The sequence below is a fragment of the Chromobacterium alticapitis genome, assembly GCF_002924365.1.
Lineage (GTDB): Bacteria > Pseudomonadota > Gammaproteobacteria > Burkholderiales > Chromobacteriaceae > Chromobacterium > Chromobacterium alticapitis.
In genome coordinates, this window is the sequence record NZ_PQWB01000027.1 from 1 (window position 1) to 19,359 (window position 19,359).

Sequence of the window (19,359 nt, forward strand, 5' to 3'; positions counted from 1 at the left end):
GCTGCGGGCTGCTGACCAGCTGGCCGCCGATGCGGATGCTGCCGGCGTCGCAGCGCTCGAAGCCGCACAGCAGGCGCAGCAGCGTGGTCTTGCCGCTGCCGGACGGCCCCAGCAGCGCCAGCAGCGAGCCTTGCTCCACGGTCAGGGTGAGGTCGTCCAGCACCCGGTGTTCGCCGAAGCGCTTGCCCAGCTTTTCGATTTTCAGTTCCGACATGGCGGATCTTCCTGTTGATTCCAAGGTTGCGCCTGGCTGCCCAGCACCGCGCCGCGGCCCAGGCAGGACATCAAGAGCCAGGCGGCGAACAGCGACAGCGCGATCAGGATGGCGGCGTAAGGCGCGGCGGCGGCGAAGGCCAGCGCGGCGGTGTCCGCCCAGACCTGGGTGGCCAGCGTCTCGGTGCCGATGGGCGCCAGCAGCAGGGTGGCGGTCAGCTCGGTGATGACGGAGATGAATACCAGGCTGGCGGCGGCGCCCAGGCCCGGCGCGGCCAGCGGCAGCACCACGCGCCACATCGCCTGCCACCAGTTGAGGCCCAGCGAGCGGGCCAGTTCCTCCAGCCGGCTTTCCGCCTGCAGCAGCGCGCTGCGCACGCTGACCAGGGCCAGCGGCAAAAACATGATGGCGTAGGCCAGCGCCAGCATGGCCGCGCTCTGGTACAGCGGTTTCAGCCACTGGATGGCTAAGTTGACCAGGGCTAGCGCGATGACGATGCCGGGCACGCCCTGCGCCAGGTAAACCGAGCGTTCCAATAGATGCGCCAGCCGGCCGGGATGGCGCGCCAGCAGATAGCCCAGCGGCAGCGCCAGAACGGTAGTCAAGGCGGCGGCGGACAGGCCCAGGCCCAGCGAGGTAGCGGTGGCCGACAACAAGAGCTGTGGCGACACCTCGGCCGGCGTCACCGCGTCCGCGCCGGGCTGCAGCGTCCAGTACAGAATGGTGGCGATGGGCGCCAGCAGCGTGACGGCGGCTTGCAGCGTCAGCCACAGCAGCGCCGGCCAGCGCTTCCAGCCCAGCTCCTGCCGGCCAGCGGCGCGCCGCGCGCCGCGGTCCAGCCGCTGGTAGCGGCCTTGGCCGCGCACGCGCAGCTCAAGCAGCAGGATCAGCAGGCCGGCCGCCATCAGCACGCTGGCCATCAGCGAGGCGCCGGCGCTGTCGAAGCTGGCGCGGTATTCGGCGTAGATTTCAGTGGTGAAAGTGTGAAAGTGCAGCAGCATGAAGGCGCCGAACTCGGACAGCGTGGACAGCGCCGCCAGCAGCATACCGCCCAGCAGCGCCGGCCTCAGCTGCGGCAAGGTCACCCTCAGGAAACAGGACCAGGCGGACAAGCCCAGCGAGCGGGCGGTTTCTTCCAGCGCCGGGTCCATATTGCGCAGCACCGCCGACACAGGCAGATAGACCAGCGGCGTGTAGGCGGTGGTCAGCACCAGCCAGGCGCCCCAGAAGCCTTGCAGCTCCGGGCTGATGGACACCCAGGCGAAGCTGGTGATGAAAGGCGGGATGGCTAGCGGCGCCACGCACAACAGCGCCCACAGCTTGTGGCCGGGCAGGCGGGTGCGCTCCACCAGCCAGGCGGAGGCGGTGCCGGCTATGGCGCAGCTGACGGTGCTGGCCAGCACGATCAAGGCGGTGTTGCCGGCCAGCCGCGCGACGATGGGACGGAACAGCAGCTCGGCGGCGTCTGCGCCGCCGACGCTGGACGCTTGCCACAAAGTGAAGCCCAGCGGCAGCAGCGCCAAGGCCGCCGCCAGCGCGGCGCAGACGGTGAGGCCTCGCGGCCGCCGGGCGGCGCCGGCGGCCAGGCGCATGGCGGCGCCGTTCATTTACAGCAGCCCCGCCTGGCGCAGCAGCTTGGCCGACTGGCCGTTGTCGCCCAGCTTCTGCGTATCCAGCGGCGGCGGGTTCAGCTGATTGAAGGGCTTCAACTGCGGGGCCGGGGCCACGCTGGGCAGCAGCGGGTATTCGAAGGTGATGTTGCTCTTGGCGATCAGCTGCTGCGCGCGCGGGCTCACCAGGTAGGCCAGGAATTTCTCAGCGGCCTGCGGATCATGCGCGCTCTTCAGGATGCCGGCGCCGGACACGTTGATCAGCGCGCCGACATCGGCGTTGCCGAAGTGGTAGAGCTGGCTGTGCATGCCCTTGGCGCCCAGCTCCACTTGCAGGCGGGTCCAGTAGTAGTTGTTGATGATGCCGACGGCCGCGCCGCCGCGGTTCACCGCCGCCACCACGCCTTCGTTGTCGTCGAAGGTCTGGGCGTTGTCGCGCAGGCCCTTGAGCCAGGCCAGCGTAGCCGGCTCGCCCTTCAGCGCGCGCACCGCGCTGACCAGCGGCAGGAAGTCGCCGTCGGACGGGGCGATGGCCAGCTTGCCCTTCCATTGCGGCTTGGCCAGGTCCATCAAGGAGGCGGGCATGGCCAGGCCGGCGGCCAGCTTGTTGTTGAAGACCAGCACGTTCTCGCGCGCGGTCACGCCCACCCATTGACCTTGCGGCGAGCTGTAGCGCGCCGGGATGGCGGAGAAGGTGGCGGCCGGCAGCTTGGCCAGCAACTGTTTGCCTTCCAGCAGCATCAGTTCCGGGGAGTTGGAGCCGAAATAGACGTCGGCCGGCGAAGCCTTGCCTTCTGCCAGCAACTGGGCGGACAGCTCCGGGCCTTCGCCGGAGCGCACCTTCACGCTGATGCCGCTCATTTTTTCGAAGTCGGCGGTCAGCAGCTTCACCGTTTGCGGGTGCTGGGCGCTGTACAGCACCAGGCTGGCGGCGGCGGAGAGCTGGCTGGCGGCCAGCAGGCCGCCGGCGATCAGGGCGGAGATCAGTTTCTTGCTTGTCATTGTGTTTATCCTTTGCGTGAGTTAGCGCTGGGCGAACAGCGTTTCGCCGATATAGCCGCCCGGGCGAGCGCCAGGCGGGCAGGCGAAAATCGCGCTGGCCACATGGGTGGTGTATTGGTTCATCATGTCGATGGCCGCCAGCTTCTTGTTGATGCGGATGAAGCCGCTGCGCGGATCGCGCTGGTAGGCCAGGAAGAACAGGCCGGCATCGTATTCGATGCCCTGGTGCCAGGGCGGCCAGCGCTCGGCGGTGAAATCCGCGCCGTTGTTGTAGGAGTAAGCCCGGCGCAGAATGCGCGCGCCGTCGTTCTCTTGCGGCGAGGCCACGCGGGAGTGGGCGCTGTCCGGAATCACCGGATTGCCGTCCTTGTCCACCGCGCTCAGCTTCATCGGCTCGAATTCATGCTTCTGGCCCAGCGGCGCGCCGCTGTCCTTGTAGCGGCCCACCACTTCTTGCTGGAAGCCCAGCTCGGTCTTGTCCCAGTGCTCCAGCGCGATGCGGATGCGGCGCGCCACGAGATAGCTGCCGCCCTTCATCCAGCCGCCTTCGTCGCCCACCCAGATGAACTGGTTCATCAGCGCCGGGTCTTTGGGCGACGGGTTGTTGGTGCCGTCCTTGAAGCCCATCAGATTGCGCGGGGTGCCGCCGCCGGGCGCGCCACTGGCGAAGCCGGTCTGCACCCAGCGCACGCTGGCGATGCCGTCGGCCAGCGCGGCCAGCTGCCGCACCGCGTGGAAGGCCACTTGCGGATCGTCGGCGCAGGCCTGGATCGACAAGTCACCGCCGCTCTTCTCCGGCACCAACTGGTCGCCGTTGAACTTGGGCAGGTCAACCAGCGCCTCCGGACGGCGCGCGGCCAGGCCGAAGCGGTCCACGCCGTTCTTGCTGAACAGGCCGGGACCGAAGCCGAAGGTCAGGGTCAGCCGCGCAGGGGACAGGCCAAAGGCTTCGCCGGAATCGAGCGGGGCCTTGTCGCCCTGGCCGGACAGCGCGCGCGCGGGCAAGCCACGGCTGAGGCGGTCCGCCGCGCTGGTCCATGCTCTCAGCAGCGCGATCAGGTCTTCGCGCTTGACGGTGTCGGCTATGTCCAGGGCCGCGAAGTAGCTGTTCTGCTGCTGCGGGGTCAGGATGCCGCCCTGGTGCGCGCCGTAGAACGGTTCAGCGTCCTTGGGCAGTTTGGCCGCGCCCGTTTGGGCCAGGCTGCCGGCCGCCGCGGCCGCGCCGCTAAAGCCGCCAAAGCAGCCGGCCAGCGCCAGCGCGCCGCCTGCCTGCAGGAAGCCGCGCCGCGAGGAGGGTTTCGAGAGATGGCTCATTTGGCGAGCACCAGATTATTGTTGTCGTCGGTCACGTAGTAGAAGCCGTCGCCCTGCGGCGTGATGGCGATGCCGAACAGGTCGCCGCTGCCCGGGGGCGTTTGCGCCTTGTTGGCGTCTATCCAGCGCGCGGCCAGCTGTTTGCCGTCGGCCGGGTCAATCTCCACCACCTTGCCGTTGGAGCCGTTGGTGGCCAGCAGGTGGCCCTGGGGGGTGGCGGTCAGCGCCAGCGGGCGCAGCAGCAGGCCGTCGCGGGTCAGCGTGCGGCCGATGCCGGCGCTGGTGGTGCGGGTGGTGGCGTCCCAGATTTCGCTGATGCGATTGCCCAGCGCGTCGGACACATAGAGCTTGTCGTCCTTGCCGTAGACCAGGCCGGTGGGGCCGATCAGGAACACGCTCTTGTCGGCCTGTTCGCCGAAGCCGCTGGCCACCACGGTGCGGCTGACGATCTTGGGCGGCTGGCCGGCCGGGATGTCCAGCTCCAGCCGGAGCACGGTGGCGAGGTCCACTTCCGGCGGCGCGCCCTTGGCGCTGCCCACGCCGAAGCCGGCGTTGCTGACGAATAGCGTGGCCTTGTCGCCCTTGTCTATCACCGCCATATTGCCCCAGGGGTCGTTGATGTCGGGCCCGGACCATACATCCACCAGCTTGCCGTTGGCGTCCAGCACCATCAGGCAGCCGGCGCCCTTGGTGTCGGTCATGCCGTCGTTGCTGGGGGTGCTGCCCACGATGACCCAGCCGCTCTTCAGCACTGTCATCGCGGTGGACAGGCCCACGCCGCCCGGGCATTGCTCCAGCGTGCGCGGGATTTGCGCGAACAGCGTCATCTCCTTGCTGTCCGGATGGTAGTTGACGATGGTGCTGCCCATGCCCTGCAGGTTGGCGGCGTTGTTGAAGTTGTCCACCAGCACGTCGCCGGCCTTCAGCTTGCCGGCGCTGACTGGCGACACGGCGATGGCGTAGGGATTCTGGTCGCCGTTGTCCGGCACCGTGTTGGTCAGCACGGTGTGCTTCTTGATGCCGGCAAGGAAGACGTCGTCGGCGCGGGCGGCGCCGCTCAGGGCCAGCATGGCGGCCAGGGCGGCAGCCAAGCCGCTTTGCTTGAATGTTGTTTTCATCGTTTCTGTCTCCAATGGAGGCGAATGCGAACGGTAACGAGAATTGTTACTAGGATAGTCCGCATTTTGTCTCCGGTTCGGCTTTATGTTCAGAAGGTGATGGTGGTCTTCAGTCCCAGCACCCAGTTGTTCGGGATTTTCTGGATCTGATTCGGATCGTTGGGCGAAACCGCGCCGGCGCCGACATTGCGCACGTACTGCAGGTCGGCCTGCCATTGCCACCACGGCGTCAGTTGGTACAGATAGGTCGCTTCGGCCTGGATTTCATCGCTGCGCACCGGGTAGAGCGAGTTGCCGCTGGCGATGCCGTTGTCCCTGTCGGCGCCGGCGGCGTGGTTGCCCACCTTGACATAGCCCAGTGCCAGGCCAGCGCTGTCGTTATCGCGGCCGGCGAAAGGCGCGGTCAGCGTGATGCCGGCGTTGGCGGACAGGCTGATCGGATTGCGGTCGCCCGGCGCGGCCATGACGCGGCCGAACAGGTTCAGTGTCAGGCTGCTGTCCTCGCTGGGGCGCCACACGGTCTGATCCGCCACCGCGTAAATGCTGTAGTTGCCGGCGTGCTGCATCGCCGGGTTGCCGCTGATGGCCATGGGCTGGCCGTCGGCGTCCAGGCGGGTGTCGGCGGTTTTCTGATTCAGATACCAGAAGCCCAGCTTGTAGGTGCCGGGCAGGCCGGGCTGGCTGCCCTTGGCTTGCGGCGCCTCCAGCGCGCCGTTGGACGGCAGGTTGCGGCCGTATTGCAGCTCGCCGATGAACAGCGCGCCGCCGTGGCGGCTGAAGGTGGTGCCGTATTTGTTCAGCTGCTGCGGGTCGGGATTCTGGGTGGCGTCGCGGGTCGGGTCGCCGGCGAAGACGCCGCCGAGCAGCGTGAAGTTGTCGCCTATCTTGCCGCGCAGCCGCAGGCCCAGGCCGGACAGCGGGTAGGCCGGGCCGCCGGCGGGCAGGTCGGCGGAGGGCACGGCGGCCCAGCCGAACATGGTGCCCATGAACAGGCCGCCGTACTGCGACACCATGAATTCCTGGTCCAGGCTTTGCTGGCCGATTTTCAGGTCCAGGCGGTCGCCGTTCAGCTGCTGCTGGTACCAGGCTTCCCACAGCCGGGTGGCGCGGTCGGCCTCGATGCCGCTGGCGGTCTGGATGCTGCCGACGTGCTCGGCGCTGAATGCCTTGCCGTGGATGTCCAGCACGCTGAGATTGAAGCTGCCGCCTTCCCATCCGCCCGCGCGCTGGGTGTCCAGGCCCAGGGTCAGCGTGGCAAGGCCCTCGTAGTCGCCGCCGTAGTTGAGGCCGCCGCTGACGTTGCGCAGGTATTGGCTGGTTTCGCTCAGGCCCAGCGTGACGCCGGCGCGGCCCAGGGCGGAGCGCAGGCCGCCCATGTCGCCCAGCAGGGTGGAACGGTTCCACCAGCCGGTCCATTGGTGGTCGGGTTTGGCCGTGATCGCTTGATCGGCCTCGGGCTGGTCGGCGGGATTGGTCTCGGCGTCGGCATTGTCCGCGGCGCGGGCCAGGCCGCTCAGCAAGAGGCTGGCGGCGACGGCGCCGGCCAGCAGCCGGCGCGGGTGGGGCGGGGTGTTTCGTTTCACAGAGTCACATCTCCCTAGAGGATGGTCATTGCTTCCAAATAATGCGTATCGTTCTCGTTATGGCGGCGCACTGTGCCCGCATTGGTACGGCATGCTCGGCGCAGTGGGCGCGGGCAGACTGTCTTACCATCAATAAACGACAATCATTATCAATGGTTGACGCGAAGGGGAACTTTTTTTTGCCAGGAGAGAAACGTCGCTCGCGACGCGCCTGGGGCTCGCCTGAGCGGGCTGGCCATGACCATGGATTGAGCTGGGGGACGGCTGGCAGGGGCTGGCTGTGAATGGAATGTTCATTGTCAGACAGATTTTCGCCGCTTTCCGTAGCCTTTCTATACAGCGGTGTCGCAAACAGGATAGTGACTTCTCGTCCGCTTCCTTTAGAATCGATCGAGCATGTAAAAAACAGCGCCGCAGGCATAGCGGCGACGCACGACAGAACAAGGAAGGAAAACCATCAATGAGCAATCTGGTAACCCGCGCTGATTTCGACCAGGTCATGGTGCAGAACTACGGCCCCGCCGGCTTCATTCCGGTGCGAGGCGAAGGCTCCCGCGTTTGGGATCAGGACGGCCGCGAATTCGTCGACCTGGCCGGCGGCATCGCCGTCAACTCGCTGGGCCACTGCCATCCGGAACTGGTGGCCGCGCTGACCGAGCAGGCGAACAAGCTGTGGCACGTGTCCAATGTGTTCACCAACGAGCCGGCGCTGAAGCTGGCCAGTCTCTTGGTGGAGAAGACTTTCGCCGAGCGCGTGTTCTTCTGCAACTCCGGCGCCGAGGCCAACGAGGCCGCGTTCAAGCTGGCGCGCAAATATGCGCACGACAAGCACGGCGGGCAGAAGCACCAGATCCTGTCTTGCGTCAATTCCTTCCATGGCCGCACCCTGTTCACCGTCAGCGTGGGCGGCCAGCCCAAGTACACCGAAGGCTTCGGCCCGGTGCCGGCGGGCATCGGCCACTTCGAGTTCAACAATATCGAATCGCTGAAGGCGGCCATCTCCGATAAGACTTGCGCAGTGGTGATCGAGCCGGTTCAAGGCGAGAGCGGCGTGCTGCCGGCCGATCCGGCCTTCCTCCAGGCCGCGCGCGAGCTGTGCGACCAGCACAACGCGCTGCTGATCTTCGACGAAGTGCAAAGCGGCATGGGCCGCACCGGCGCGCTGTACGCTTACCAGCAATACGGCGTGACCCCGGACATCCTGACTTCCGCCAAGGGCATAGGCGGCGGCTTCCCGATCGGCGCGATGCTGACCACGCACCAGGTGGCCAAGAGCTTCGGCGTCGGCACCCACGGCTCTACTTACGGCGGCAACCCGCTGGCTTGCGCGGTGGCGCACAAGGTGGTGTCCATCGTCAGTTCGCCCGAGGTGCTCGCGGGCGTGGAAGCGCGCCATGACCGCTTGGTGGCGGGCCTGCAGGCGATCAACGCCAAATACAATGTGTTCAAGCTGGTGCGCGGCAAGGGCTTGCTGATCGGCTGCGTGCTGACCGACGAATACAACGGCCGCGCCCGCGATTTCCTGAAAGCCGCGGAGAAGCAGCAACTGATGATTCTGGTGGCCGGTCTCAGCGTGTTGCGCCTGGCGCCGTCGCTGGTGATCAGCGACGCCGACATCGACGAAGGCCTGAAGCGCCTTGACGCCGCCGTCGCCGAGCTGGTGTCCGCCAAGTAAGGCCAGGCCGCGCGTCATGCGCGGCCGCCGCAACTGACTCCGATTTCACAGCCACGACCCCGCTTTGCGCCGGGTCGCGGTTGCGGCTGCGCCCAAATCCGCGCGGCCGTCTTAAAAACCAGGGAGGAAGTCCCATGTTTACCGTGCGTCCCGTCCGCACTTCGGACCTGCCGGCGATAGAGCGGCTGGCGCTGGCCAGCGGCATAGGCGTCACCAGCCTGCCCAATAATCGCGAGAAGCTGTTCGAGCGCATCCAGCAATCCGCCAGCGCTTTTGAACACGAAGCCACCGGCGCATCCAGCCGCGACTACTACATGTTTGTGCTGGAGCATGGCGGCAATGTGGTGGGCACCGCGTCCATCTGCGCCTCGGCCGGCTTCGACGAGCCTTTCTACAGCTACCGCAGCGAAACCGCGGTGCACGCTTCGCGCGCGCTGGGCGTGCATAACCGCATCCATGTGCTGAACATCTGCCATGATCTGACCGGCACCGTGCAGCTGTGCGGCTTCTATGTCGACGGCGGGCTGGACGCCATCGCGGCCGAATTGATGTCGCGCGCGCGCCTGCTGTTCATCGCCGGCGAGCGCGAGCGCTTCGGCCGCCGCGTCATCGCCGAGATGCAGGGCATGCACGACGACGCCGGCCAGTCGCCTTTCTGGAACGCCATCGGCCGCCGCTTCTTCAATATGGATTTCCTGCAGGTGGAACAGGCCTTCGTCAGTCACAGCAAGACCTTCATCGCCGAGCTGATGCCGAGCTATCCGGTCTACGTGCCGCTGCTGCCGGACGAGGCGCAGCAGTCCATAGGCCAGATCCATCCGCATTTCGAGCGCGTGTGCCAGTTGTTGTGCAAGGAGGGCTTCGAGGCCGACAACTACCTGGACATCTTCGACGGCGGCGCGGTGCTGACCGCAGAGCTGGACCGGCTGAAGACGGTGGAGCAAAGCCGCGGCCACCCGGTGGAGATCCAGGCCAGCCTGCCGGCGCAGGCCAGCCTGCAATTGCTCAGCAATGACCGTCTGGCCGGCTTCGCCGCCACCGCCGCCCGCGTGGCCGTGGTGGATGGCGTGGCCTTTATCAATCCGGACGCGGCCAAGGCGCTGGGCGTGTCCAGCGGCGACGCGGTGCGCGTGGCCGGCTTGCAGCAAGCATAAGGAGGCGGGCCATGATGTTCATTCGTCCCGTGGAACACAAGGATCTGGATGGCCTGATGCACCTGGCGAAAAGCGCCGGCATCGGCATGACCTCGCTGCCGGTGAACGAGGAGCGGCTGTCGCGCAAGATCGCGCGCTCGGTGCTGTCCTTCGCCGGCGAGCTGGACCGCGCCGATCAAGGCTATGTCTTCGTGCTGGAAGACGGCGAGACCGGCAAGCTGGCCGGCATCAGCGCCATCGAGGCCGCCGTCGGCCTGAAGGAGCCCTGGTACAACTACCGCGTCGGCACCATTGTCCACGCCTCGGAAGAGCTGGGCGTGTACAGCCGCCATGAGACGCTGTTCCTGTCCAACGACCATACCGGCTTTTCCGAACTGTGCAGCCTGTTCCTGCACCCGGATTTCCGCGTCAAGCGCAACGGCGGCCTGCTGTCCAAGTGCCGCTTCCTGTTCCTGGCGCAGTTCCCGCAGCTGTTCGGCAAGATGGTGGTGGCCGAGATGCGCGGCGTGTCCGACGAGGCCGGCCGCTCGCCGTTCTGGGAGGCGCTGGGCCGCCACTTCTTCTCCATAGACTTCGCCAAGGCGGATTATCTGACCGGCGTCGGCCAGAAGGCCTTCGTCGCCGAGCTGATGCCCAAACACCCGGTGTATGTGGACTTCCTGCCGCCAGACGCGCAGGCAGTGATAGGCCAGACCCATGAGGGTACGCGGCCTGCCGTGGCGCTGCTGGAGGCGGAAGGCTTCCGCTACGAGGGTTATGTCGATATTTTCGACGCCGGTCCGACCATCCAGTCCTATACCAGCGATATCCGCGCGGTAAAGGAAAGCCGGCGGCTGCCGGCGCGCATCGTCGATCCGCTGCCGGACGGAGACAAGGAGTGGCATCTGGCGTGCAACGACTCCTTGTCCGGCTTCCGCGCCGCGCTGGTCGAGTGCGCCGCGCCGCAAGGCGAATTCTGCCTGACGCCGGAACTGGCGCGGGCGCTCAATGTGCAGGACGGCGATCACGTGCGCTGCGTGGCGCTGACGCCGAAGGAGGCAGTGTGATGATGACTTTGTTCGTGAATGGCCAATGGCTGGCCGGCGAGGGCGAGGCCATGGCCAAGCGCAATCCGGCCGACAATGCCCCCTTGTGGCAGGGCCGCGCGGCCAGCGCCGCTCAGGTGGACGCCGCCGTGCGCGCCGCCCGCGCCGCCTTTCCGGCCTGGGCCCGCCTGGGCCTTGAAGCGCGCGCCGCCGTGGTGCGCTGCTTCGGCGAGCTGCTGACCGAGCGCAAGGCTGAGCTGGCCCGGGTCATCGCCCAGGAAACCGGCAAACCGCTGTGGGAGGCGACGACCGAAGTCACCACCATGGTCGGCAAGATCGACATCTCGCTGAAGGCGCTGGCCGAACGCACCGGCGAGCGCGCCGCGGCGATGGGCGACGCCCAGGCCGTGCTGCGCCACAAGCCGCATGGCGTGGCGGCGGTGTTCGGCCCGTACAATTTCCCCGGCCACCTGCCGAACGGCCACATCGTGCCGGCGCTCTTGGCCGGCAACGCGGTGATCTTCAAGCCGTCCGAGCTGACGCCGTGGACCGCTCAGGAAACCGTCAAACTGTGGGCCGAGGCCGGCTTGCCGGCCGGCGTGATAGGCTTGCTGCAGGGCGCTAAAGACACCGGCGTGGCGCTGGCCGGCCATGATGGCATCGATGGTCTGTTCTTCACCGGCAGCTCCGCCACCGGCGCGCTGCTGCACAAGCAGTTCTCCGGCCGCCCGGACAAGATCCTGGCGCTGGAAATGGGCGGCAATAATCCGCTGATCGTCGGCCCAGTGGCCGATGTGGACGGCGCGGTACACCACGTGATCCAGTCCACCTTCGTCTCCGCCGGCCAGCGCTGCACCTGCGCGCGTCGCCTGCTGGTGCCGCAGGGCGAATGGGGCGACGCCTTCGTCGCCCGCCTGGTCGAAGTGGCCGGCAAGCTGCGCGTCGGCAAATTCGATGCCGAACCGGCGCCGTTCCTGGGCGCGGTGATTTCCAACGCAGCCGCCGATGCCTTGCTGAAAGCGCAGGACGCGCTGGTCGCCGCCGGCGGCAAGCCGCTGCTGACGATGCGCAGGCTGGAAGAGGGCGCGGCCATGCTGACGCCGGGCATCGTCGACACCACGGCCATCGCCCGTCCGGACGAAGAATTCTTCGGCCCGCTGTTGCAAGTGATCCGCTACGCCGATTTCGACCAGGCCATCGCCATCGCCAATGACACCCGATTCGGCCTGGCCGGCGGCGTGCTGTCGGACAGCCGCGAGCTATACGACCGCTACTGGCTGGAGTCGCGCGCCGGCGTGGTCAACTGGAACAAGCCCTTGACCGGCGCCGCAAGCAGCCAGCCGTTCGGCGGCATAGGCGCGTCCGGCAACCACCGCCCCAGCGCTTACTACGCGGCCGACTACTGTGCCTACCCGGTGGCGTCTCTGGAGTGCGACAGCCTGACGCTGCCGGCGCAGCTGTCTCCTGGCATGGTGTTTTAAGCCAGCACCCTCTCCCCCGGCCCCTCTCCCGCGAGGGGAGAGGGGGGAACTGCGGAGCGGCGGCGCACTATTTGCCTTCTTGCCGTATGTTTGGATTGCGGGTGCAGGGCAAGCCCCTCTCCCGCGAGGGGAGAGCAGCGGAGCGGCGGCGCGCTATTTGCTTTCTTGCCGCATGTTTGGATTGCGGGTGCAGGCAAGCTCCTCTCCCGCGCGGAAAGAGGGAGAGCGTCGGCGGGGTGGTGCTTTATCTGTTCTGTCGCAACTTTGGACGGAAGGCGAGGGGCAAGCCCCTCTCCCCTCGCGGGAGAGGGGTTGGGGAGAGGGGGCGGCGCCAGACGGCGCCGTCCGATGGCAAGGAATGAGCAATATGGCGAGGCGATCCAGCGGACCGCTCCGCCATTCAGATGGATCGAGGCAAGGGAGCATTCTCCAAATGAACGCCTATGAAGTGAATTTCGACGGCCTGGTCGGCCCTACCCACAACTACAGCGGCCTGTCTTTCGGCAATGTGGCCTCCACCAGCAATGTCAGCGCGGAATCGAATCCCAAGCTGGCGGCCAAGCAGGGCCTGCAGAAGATGAAGGCGCTGCACGACCTGGGCTTCAAACAGGGCGTGCTGGCGCCGCAGGAAAGGCCGGATGTGGCGTCCTTGCGCAGGCTGGGCTTCGGCGGCAGCGACGCAGAGGTGATCGCGCGCGCGGCCAAGGAGGCGCCGACCATTCTGGCCGCGGCGACGTCGGCGTCCTGCATGTGGACGGCCAATGCCGCCACGGTCAGCCCGTCTGCCGACACCGCGGACGGCCGCGCGCATTTCACGCCGGCCAACTTGAACAACAAGTTCCACCGTTCGATCGAACATCCCACCACCCGCCGGGTGTTGCAGGCCATGTTCGCCGACGAGTCGCGTTTCGCCGTGCATGAGGCGCTGCCGGCGCAGATGCACTTCGGCGACGAGGGCGCGGCCAACCATACCCGTTTCTGCGCCGGCTACGGCCAGCCGGGCGTGGAGTTCTTCGTGTTCGGCGCGGCGGCTTTCGACAGCCGCTACCCCAAGCCGGCCAAGTTCCCGGCGCGGCAAACGCTGGAGGCCAGCCAGGCGGTGGCGCGGCTGCACGGCTTGTCCGAGGCTGGCGTGGTCTACGCGCAGCAGGACCCGGACACCATAGACGCCGGCGTGTTCCACAACGACGTGATCTCAGTCGGCAACGGCGAGGTGCTGTTCCATCACCAGCAGGCCTTCCTGAATCAGGCGGAGGTGTTGGACGAGCTGTCGCGCAAGCTGGCGGCCCGCGGCGGCCGTTTCACCGCCATCGAGGTGCCGCGCGCCGAGGTGACGGTGGAAGAGGCGGTGAAGAGCTATCTGTTCAACAGCCAACTGCTCACCAAGCCTGACGGCAAGATGCTGATCGTGGTGCCGGAAGAGTGCCGCAATCATCCGCGGGTATGGAGCTATCTGCAGAAGCTCGTCGCCAGCGGCGGGCCGATAGACGAGACCAAGGTGTTCGATCTGAAGCAGAGCATGCAGAACGGCGGCGGCCCCGCCTGCCTGCGGCTGCGCGTGGCGTTGAACGAGGCGGAGCTGGCGGCCGTGAACCAGCAGGTGCTGATGAGCGGCGCGCTGTTCGAGTCGCTGAACGGCTGGGTGGACCGCCATTATCGCGACAGGCTGGCGCCGGCGGACTTGGCCGACCCGCAGTTGTTGATCGAGTGCCGGACTGCGCTGGACGAGCTGACGCGGATTCTGGGATTGGGCAGCGTCTATCCCTTCCAGCTTGCCTGAGCCGCAAACAGGATGGCAAGCCCGCGCGGCCGCTTGGCCGATGCGGGCTTTTTTACGCCCGGCGGCAGGGCGGCCATTCACAAACACATGGCCAGGCGATGCGAAATGCGGGCTATTTTTAGAAATGGCATGTTTGTTGCATGCTGGTTGCGGGTGTGGGCGCGCTGTCGCCGCGCGGAGAAACATCTGATTGCAGATTTTTTTTGCGGCTCCCGGGGCCGGATTTAATGGATAGCAACTGGTACTGTAGATTGTATGCAAGTGAACAATGCTCATGCATGCATGTTCGAAAATCATGCAAGGCTGGGAGAAGGGCTGTTCGAATGTGAATAAATTGAATGTCGAATATGACCGAAATGTAAAACAGGCGATTGAGTGGAAAGAGTTTCGCCAATACTACCGGCTGTAAAATTTCCAGCTGAAGATTTTCCGTTTAAGTTCAATAAAATCAATGGTTTGTTTTTAAAATAAATGCTTTTCCAGGGTGGTTTATTTTGCCGATAATCGCAATTGACAGTCGATTGGATACATGGTGATAATCGGTTCGCCTGTCGGACAGAAGCCAAAATCAAGGCTCGCCGCAGGTGGACAAAACAGGCAGCAATCAATAAGAGGGAAACCCCCGGAAGCTGTCGGCAGACAAACAGAGGAGATCTCCAAACGTGGACATTTTTCTGCAACAAATCCTGAACGGTCTCGTTCTGGGTAGCATCTACGCGCTGATTGCGCTCGGCTATACCATGGTGTACGGGATCATGGGCCTGATCAACTTCGCCCACGGCGAAGTCGTGATGTTCGGCGCCATGGTCACCATCACCGTCATCACCACCCTGATGAATTCAGGCATCAACCTGCCGGGTCCGGCGCTGGTGCTGATAGGCTTGCTGGTGGCCATTCCCGCCTGCATGCTGCTCGGTTTCGTGATCGAGCGCGTGGCTTATCGTCCCTTGCGCGGCAAGCAGCGCCTGGCGCCGCTGATCACCGCGATCGGCGTTTCCATCGTGCTGCAGCAGGTCGCCATCCTGATCTGGGGCCGCAACTACATCCCGTTCCCGCAGATTCTGGATCATGACGTGGTGTCCATCTTCGGCGCCAGCATCACCAAGCTGCAAATCGTGATCGTCGTGCTGTGCCTGGTCATCATGGCTGGGCTGCTGCTGATGGTGGAGAGGACCAAGCTCGGCCGCGCCATGCGCGCCACCAGCCAGAACCCGGCCGTGGCCGGCCTGATGGGCGTCAACGTCAACACCATCATTTCCGCCACCTTCGTCATCGGCTCCGGCCTCGGCGCGATCGCCGGCGTGATGGTCGCCACCAACTACGAGCAGGCCCACTACTACATGGGCTTCATGATAGGCCTCAAGGCGTTCACCGCGGCGGTGCTGGGCGGCATCGGCAACCTGGGCGGCGCGGTGGCGGGCGGCATTCTGCTGGGCATCATCGAGAGCCTCGGCGCCGGCTATATCGGCACGCTGACCGGCGGCTTCCTCGGCTCCAACTATCAGGACATCATCGCTTTCGTCGTGCTGATCGCGGTGCTGATCTTCCGTCCGTCCGGCCTGCTGGGCGAAAAAATGGCCGACCGCGCCTGATCGGAAGGAGAGAAACATGGATTTGAACACAATGAGCACCGGCAAGAAGATGGCTTTCTTCGCCGCCTGCGCCGTCCTGTTGGCCGTGCTGCCCTTCCTGGTGGGCGGCGTGCTGGGCAACTCCTGGGTGCGCATCATAGACTTCGCGCTGCTGTACGTGATGCTGGCGCTGGGCCTGAACATCGTGGTGGGCTTCGCCGGCCTGCTGGACTTGGGCTTCATCGCCTTCTATGCCATCGGCGCTTACGCCTATGCTCTGCTGAGCTCGCCGCACTTCGACATCCACTGGCTGTTCTTCCTGACCATTCCGCTGGGCGCCGCAATGGCCTCGCTGGGCGGGATCATGCTGGGCACGCCGGTGTTGAAGCTGAAGGGCGACTATCTGGCCATCGTGACGCTGGGTTTCGGCGAGATCGTCCGGATCTTCATGAACAACCTGAACCAGCCGATCAACATCACCAACGGCCCGCAAGGCATCAACCTGATCGACCCGATCCACATCGGCGATGTTTCGCTTGGCAGAACCATAGAGCTGTTCGGCCTGAGCTTCCACAGCGTCTACCTCTACTACTACCTGTTCCTGGCGCTGACCGTGGGCGTGGTGATCATGGCTTTCCGCCTGCAGCACTCCCGCATCGGCCGCGCCTGGGTGGCGCTGCGCGAGGATGACATCGCCGCCGCGGCCATGGGCATCAATATCCGCAACATCAAGCTGTTGGCCTTCGGCCTGGGCGCGCTGTCCGGCGGCGTGGCCGGCGGCCTGTTCGCCTCCTTCCAGGGCTTCGTGTCTCCGGAATCGTTCAGCCTGCTGGAATCCATCATGATCCTGGCCATGATCGTGCTGGGCGGCATGGGGCACATCCCGGGCGTGATCCTGGGCGCCGTAGTGCTGACCATCGCGCCGGAAATCCTGCGCGACGTGATCGGCCCGCTGCAGATGAAAACCTTCGGTCGCATGCTCATCGACCCCGAAAACGCCCGCATGCTGCTGTTCGGCCTGGCGATGGTGGTGATGATGCTGGTCCGTCCGGAAGGGATGTGGCCGTCCAAGCGTCGCAAGGCGGAGTTCCGCGACGACCGTGAAGACGCTGCAGTGCAGAAAGGTTAATCATGGCTGAAGTTTTGCTGAAAATCGAAGGCATCCATAAGCGTTTTGGCGGTCTGCACGCGCTCAGCGATGTGGCGCTGACCATCAACAAGGGTGAAATCTATGGTCTAATCGGCCCGAACGGCGCCGGCAAGACCACGCTGTTCAATGTGTTGACCGGCCTCTACGTGCCGGACGAGGGCCAGTTTGACTTCGCCGGTCATGATCTGTTCCAGCAGAAGCCGCACGTGGTGGTGGCCGCCGGCATCGCCCGCACGTTCCAGAACATCCGCCTGTTCGGCGAGATGACGGCGCTGGAGAACGTGATGGTGGGTCGCCACATCCGCTCCAAAGCGGGCGCGCTGGGCGCGGTGCTGCGCGACAAGGGCACCATGAACGAGGAGCGCTCCATCGAGCGCAAGGCGTGGGAGCTGCTGGAGTACGTGGGCATCGCCGATGTGGCCGAGGAGCGCGCCCGCAATCTGTCCTACGGCCATCAGCGCCGTCTGGAGATCGCCCGCGCGCTGGCCACCGAGCCCAAGCTGCTGGCGCTGGACGAGCCGGCGGCCGGCATGAATCCGAAGGAAACCGAGGAACTGAAGGATTTGATGAGCAAGATCCGCGACGGCGGCGTCACCGTGCTGCTGATCGAGCACGACGTCAAGCTGATGATGGGTCTGTGCGACCGCATCGCGGTGCTGGATTATGGCAAGAAGATTGCCGAAGGCGTGCCGGAAGAAGTGCGCCGCAATCCGAAAGTAATCGAAGCCTATCTGGGAGCGGCCCACGCATGAGCATTCTGGAAGTTAAAAACCTGCAAGTGGCCTATGGCGGCATTCAGGCGGTCAGAGGGGTGGATTTCCACATCAATCAGGGCGAGCTGGTGACGTTGATCGGCGCCAACGGCGCCGGCAAGACCACCACGCTGAAAACGCTGGTGGGCATGGTCAAGAAGTCCGGCGGCAACATCCTGTTCGACGGCAAGGACGCTTCCACCATCCCGTCGCATGATTTTGTCCGCCATGGCCTGGCCATGGTGCCGGAAGGCCGCGGCGTGTTCGCCAAGCTGACGGTGGAAGAAAACCTGCAAATGGGGGCCTACTACCGCGACGACAAGGCAGCCATCCAGAACGAGATCGAGCATGTCTACGAACTGTTCCCGCGTCTGAAAGAGCGCCGCCTGCAACTGGCCGGCACTCTGTCCGGCGGCGAACAACAGATGGTGGCCATGGGCCGCGCCATGCTGTCCAAGCCCAAGCTGCTGTTGCTGGACGAGCCGTCCATGGGCCTCGCGCCCATCATCGTGGAGAAGATCTTCGAGATCATCCAGATGGTTTCCAAGCAGGGCGTGACCATGCTGCTGGTGGAGCAGAACGCCAAGCTGGCGCTGGAAGTGTCGCAGCGCGGCTACGTGATGGAAAGCGGCCGCATCACCATGAGCGGCAACGCCAAGGAATTGCTGGACGACCCGCGCGTGCGCAACGCCTATCTGGGCGAATAGTCCTCATCTGGTTCAGAGTGCACCCCCGCCGGCCTGGCCCGCGGGGGTTTTTGTTTGCGTTCCGGCCGCTTTCGCGAGGTGGGCGGGTATCACATCTTGGCCAATTCATGACATATTGTTATTTTCCCGGCGTGACGGAGGAATGGCATGGCGAATTGGCAGGGCGTGTCCATGGCGGCAATGCTGCTGATATTGCAGGCGGCGCGGGCTGGCGGTTTCAGCGCCGGCATGGAAGAGCGCACGATTTTCAGTCCTGCGCGCGGCGGGAACGTGAGCGTGAGCGTGTGGTATCCGGCAAGCGGCGATACGCCCGCGCGCGTGATCGGCGCGTCGCCTATCTTCGAGGGCGTGGCCGCGGCGCCTGGGGCAGATATGGCGGCTGGGCGCCATCCCCTGCTGTTGCTGGCGCATGGCGGGCTGCGCGCGGCAGCTGGTCAGGGCGACTGGCTGGCGGGGCTTCTGGCCGAGCATGGCTACATCGTTTTGAATGTGCAGGCACCGCGCGCGCGCGACGCGCAGGCGGCTGCGCGGGAGGCATGGCTGCGTCCGGCGGATTTGAGCGCGGCGTTGGATGCGGTCTTGCAGGATTCGCGTCTGGAAAGCCATGTGAGGGATGGTCGGATCGCGGCCGTCGGTTTCCTGAGGGGCGGCACTTCGGCGCTGATGTTGGGCGGCGCCCGGCTGGATGCCAAACGCTATCAGGCTTCATGCGACTCTGGCGTAAACAGCGGGCCGGATTGCGCATGGTTCGTTAAAAGCCGGGTGGATTTGCGGGCGCTTCCCGCGGGGCCGTTGAGCCAGTCTTGGCGGGACGAACGGGTGCGCGCCGTGCTGGCGGTGGACCCGGAGTTGAGCGATAGCCTGGATGGGGAGAGCCTGGGAGCGATGAGGGTGCCGGTGTCGCTGGCCAATCTTGGGGTGCTTGCCGACGGGGCGGGCATCGCGCCGGCCAATCCACTGCTGCGGAATTTGCCAGAAGGCGGCTACAAACAGTTTGCTCCCGCTACGCCATACAGCGCGTTCAAGCTGTGCACGGCGCGCGCCATCAAGCTCTTGGCGGAGGAAGGGGACGACGTGGCGGTTTGCGCCGATGGCAGAGGAGAACGCGCCGCCGTGCATGAGGAAATCGCGCGCTGGATACTGCAGAGATTGGCCGCCGCCGGCATCGCCGGCCAGTGAGTGGGCCTGCAGGCGCGTTCAGCGCCTTTCCATCAGCAACGGCA

16 protein-coding genes are annotated in these 19,359 nt (G+C 65.5%); 10 read left to right on the top strand and 6 right to left on the bottom strand.

Annotation, left to right across the window (positions count from 1 at the left end):
• The 6 genes from C2I19_RS22795 to C2I19_RS07520 form a co-directional block, all read right to left on the bottom strand.
• Positions 1-214 (bottom strand): ATP-binding cassette domain-containing protein (locus tag C2I19_RS22795; RefSeq protein WP_146056757.1); only part of this gene is annotated, 214 nt, incomplete at its 3' end.
• Positions 202-1,821, bottom strand: a complete 1,620-nt coding sequence (locus tag C2I19_RS07500) for an ABC transporter permease (protein ID WP_103902090.1) — start codon at positions 1,819-1,821, stop codon at positions 202-204. The genes C2I19_RS07500 and C2I19_RS22795, both read right to left, overlap by 13 nt.
• The gene (locus C2I19_RS07505; RefSeq protein ID WP_103902091.1) at positions 1,822-2,826 is read right to left on the bottom strand and encodes an iron ABC transporter substrate-binding protein; all 1,005 of its coding nucleotides are present in this window, start codon (positions 2,824-2,826) and stop codon (positions 1,822-1,824) included.
• Between the two features lie 21 nt (positions 2,827-2,847).
• On the bottom strand, positions 2,848-4,140 hold the full coding sequence (gene efeB, locus C2I19_RS07510) for an iron uptake transporter deferrochelatase/peroxidase subunit (protein WP_103902092.1): 1,293 nt from the start codon (positions 4,138-4,140) through the stop codon (positions 2,848-2,850).
• Positions 4,137-5,258, bottom strand: a complete 1,122-nt coding sequence (locus C2I19_RS07515) for an NHL repeat-containing protein (protein WP_103902093.1) — start codon at positions 5,256-5,258, stop codon at positions 4,137-4,139. Before C2I19_RS07515 ends, efeB begins: the two co-directional genes overlap by 4 nt.
• 89 nt (positions 5,259-5,347) lie before the next feature.
• Positions 5,348-6,841, bottom strand: a complete 1,494-nt coding sequence (locus tag C2I19_RS07520) for a carbohydrate porin (protein WP_199181106.1) — start codon at positions 6,839-6,841, stop codon at positions 5,348-5,350.
• Positions 6,842-7,301: 460 nt separating this feature from the next.
• Between C2I19_RS07520 and C2I19_RS07525 the strand changes: the two genes are divergently transcribed.
• The 10 genes from C2I19_RS07525 (at position 7,302) to C2I19_RS07570 (ending at position 19,315) form a co-directional block, all read left to right on the top strand.
• Positions 7,302-8,516: an aspartate aminotransferase family protein gene (locus C2I19_RS07525; protein WP_103902094.1), complete on the top strand. Its 1,215-nt coding sequence runs from the start codon at positions 7,302-7,304 to the stop codon at positions 8,514-8,516.
• Positions 8,517-8,650: 134 nt separating this feature from the next.
• On the top strand, positions 8,651-9,670 hold the full coding sequence (gene aruF / locus C2I19_RS07530) for an arginine/ornithine succinyltransferase subunit alpha (protein ID WP_103902095.1): 1,020 nt from the start codon (positions 8,651-8,653) through the stop codon (positions 9,668-9,670).
• Positions 9,671-9,681: 11 nt separating this feature from the next.
• A complete protein-coding gene (gene astA, locus C2I19_RS07535) occupies positions 9,682-10,716 on the top strand; it encodes an arginine N-succinyltransferase (protein ID WP_103902096.1) in 1,035 nt (344 codons plus the stop codon).
• Positions 10,716-12,176: a succinylglutamate-semialdehyde dehydrogenase gene (astD, locus tag C2I19_RS07540; protein ID WP_103902097.1), complete on the top strand. Its 1,461-nt coding sequence runs from the start codon at positions 10,716-10,718 to the stop codon at positions 12,174-12,176. Before astA ends, astD begins: the two co-directional genes overlap by 1 nt.
• A gap of 433 nt (positions 12,177-12,609) precedes the next feature.
• Positions 12,610-13,956 carry an N-succinylarginine dihydrolase gene (gene astB, locus C2I19_RS07545; protein ID WP_103902098.1) on the top strand — a complete coding sequence of 449 codons (1,347 nt, stop codon included), beginning with the start codon at positions 12,610-12,612 and terminating at the stop codon, positions 13,954-13,956.
• A 662-nt stretch (positions 13,957-14,618) separates the two neighbouring features.
• Entirely contained in the window at positions 14,619-15,548 is a 930-nt protein-coding gene (locus C2I19_RS07550) for a branched-chain amino acid ABC transporter permease (protein ID WP_103902099.1), read from the top strand.
• A gap of 16 nt (positions 15,549-15,564) precedes the next feature.
• Positions 15,565-16,656, top strand: coding sequence for an ABC transporter permease subunit (locus C2I19_RS07555; protein ID WP_103902100.1), 1,092 nt, complete (start codon positions 15,565-15,567; stop codon positions 16,654-16,656).
• A 2-nt stretch (positions 16,657-16,658) separates the two neighbouring features.
• The gene (locus C2I19_RS07560; protein WP_103902101.1) at positions 16,659-17,429 is read left to right on the top strand and encodes an ABC transporter ATP-binding protein; all 771 of its coding nucleotides are present in this window, start codon (positions 16,659-16,661) and stop codon (positions 17,427-17,429) included.
• A complete protein-coding gene (locus C2I19_RS07565) occupies positions 17,426-18,136 on the top strand; it encodes an ABC transporter ATP-binding protein (protein ID WP_103902102.1) in 711 nt (236 codons plus the stop codon). The genes C2I19_RS07560 and C2I19_RS07565 overlap by 4 nt, the downstream gene beginning before the upstream one ends.
• Positions 18,137-18,283: 147 nt before the next feature.
• On the top strand, positions 18,284-19,315 hold the full coding sequence (locus C2I19_RS07570; protein WP_103902103.1) for an alpha/beta hydrolase family protein: 1,032 nt from the start codon (positions 18,284-18,286) through the stop codon (positions 19,313-19,315).
• Positions 19,316-19,359: the final 44 nt, after the last annotated feature.

Coding starts and splice junctions, on each gene's coding strand:
- C2I19_RS07500 (WP_103902090.1), bottom strand. CDS start 1,821: ATGAACGGCGCCGCCATGCGCCTGGCCGCCGGCGCCGCCCGGCGGCCG.
- C2I19_RS07505 (WP_103902091.1), bottom strand. CDS start 2,826: ATGACAAGCAAGAAACTGATCTCCGCCCTGATCGCCGGCGGCCTGCTG.
- efeB (WP_103902092.1), bottom strand. CDS start 4,140: ATGAGCCATCTCTCGAAACCCTCCTCGCGGCGCGGCTTCCTGCAGGCA.
- C2I19_RS07515 (WP_103902093.1), bottom strand. CDS start 5,258: ATGAAAACAACATTCAAGCAAAGCGGCTTGGCTGCCGCCCTGGCCGCC.
- C2I19_RS07525 (WP_103902094.1), top strand. CDS start 7,302: ATGAGCAATCTGGTAACCCGCGCTGATTTCGACCAGGTCATGGTGCAG.
- aruF (WP_103902095.1), top strand. CDS start 8,651: ATGTTTACCGTGCGTCCCGTCCGCACTTCGGACCTGCCGGCGATAGAG.
- astA (WP_103902096.1), top strand. CDS start 9,682: ATGATGTTCATTCGTCCCGTGGAACACAAGGATCTGGATGGCCTGATG.
- astD (WP_103902097.1), top strand. CDS start 10,716: ATGATGACTTTGTTCGTGAATGGCCAATGGCTGGCCGGCGAGGGCGAG.
- astB (WP_103902098.1), top strand. CDS start 12,610: ATGAACGCCTATGAAGTGAATTTCGACGGCCTGGTCGGCCCTACCCAC.
- C2I19_RS07555 (WP_103902100.1), top strand. CDS start 15,565: ATGGATTTGAACACAATGAGCACCGGCAAGAAGATGGCTTTCTTCGCC.
- C2I19_RS07560 (WP_103902101.1), top strand. CDS start 16,659: ATGGCTGAAGTTTTGCTGAAAATCGAAGGCATCCATAAGCGTTTTGGC.
- C2I19_RS07565 (WP_103902102.1), top strand. CDS start 17,426: ATGAGCATTCTGGAAGTTAAAAACCTGCAAGTGGCCTATGGCGGCATT.
- C2I19_RS07570 (WP_103902103.1), top strand. CDS start 18,284: ATGGCGAATTGGCAGGGCGTGTCCATGGCGGCAATGCTGCTGATATTG.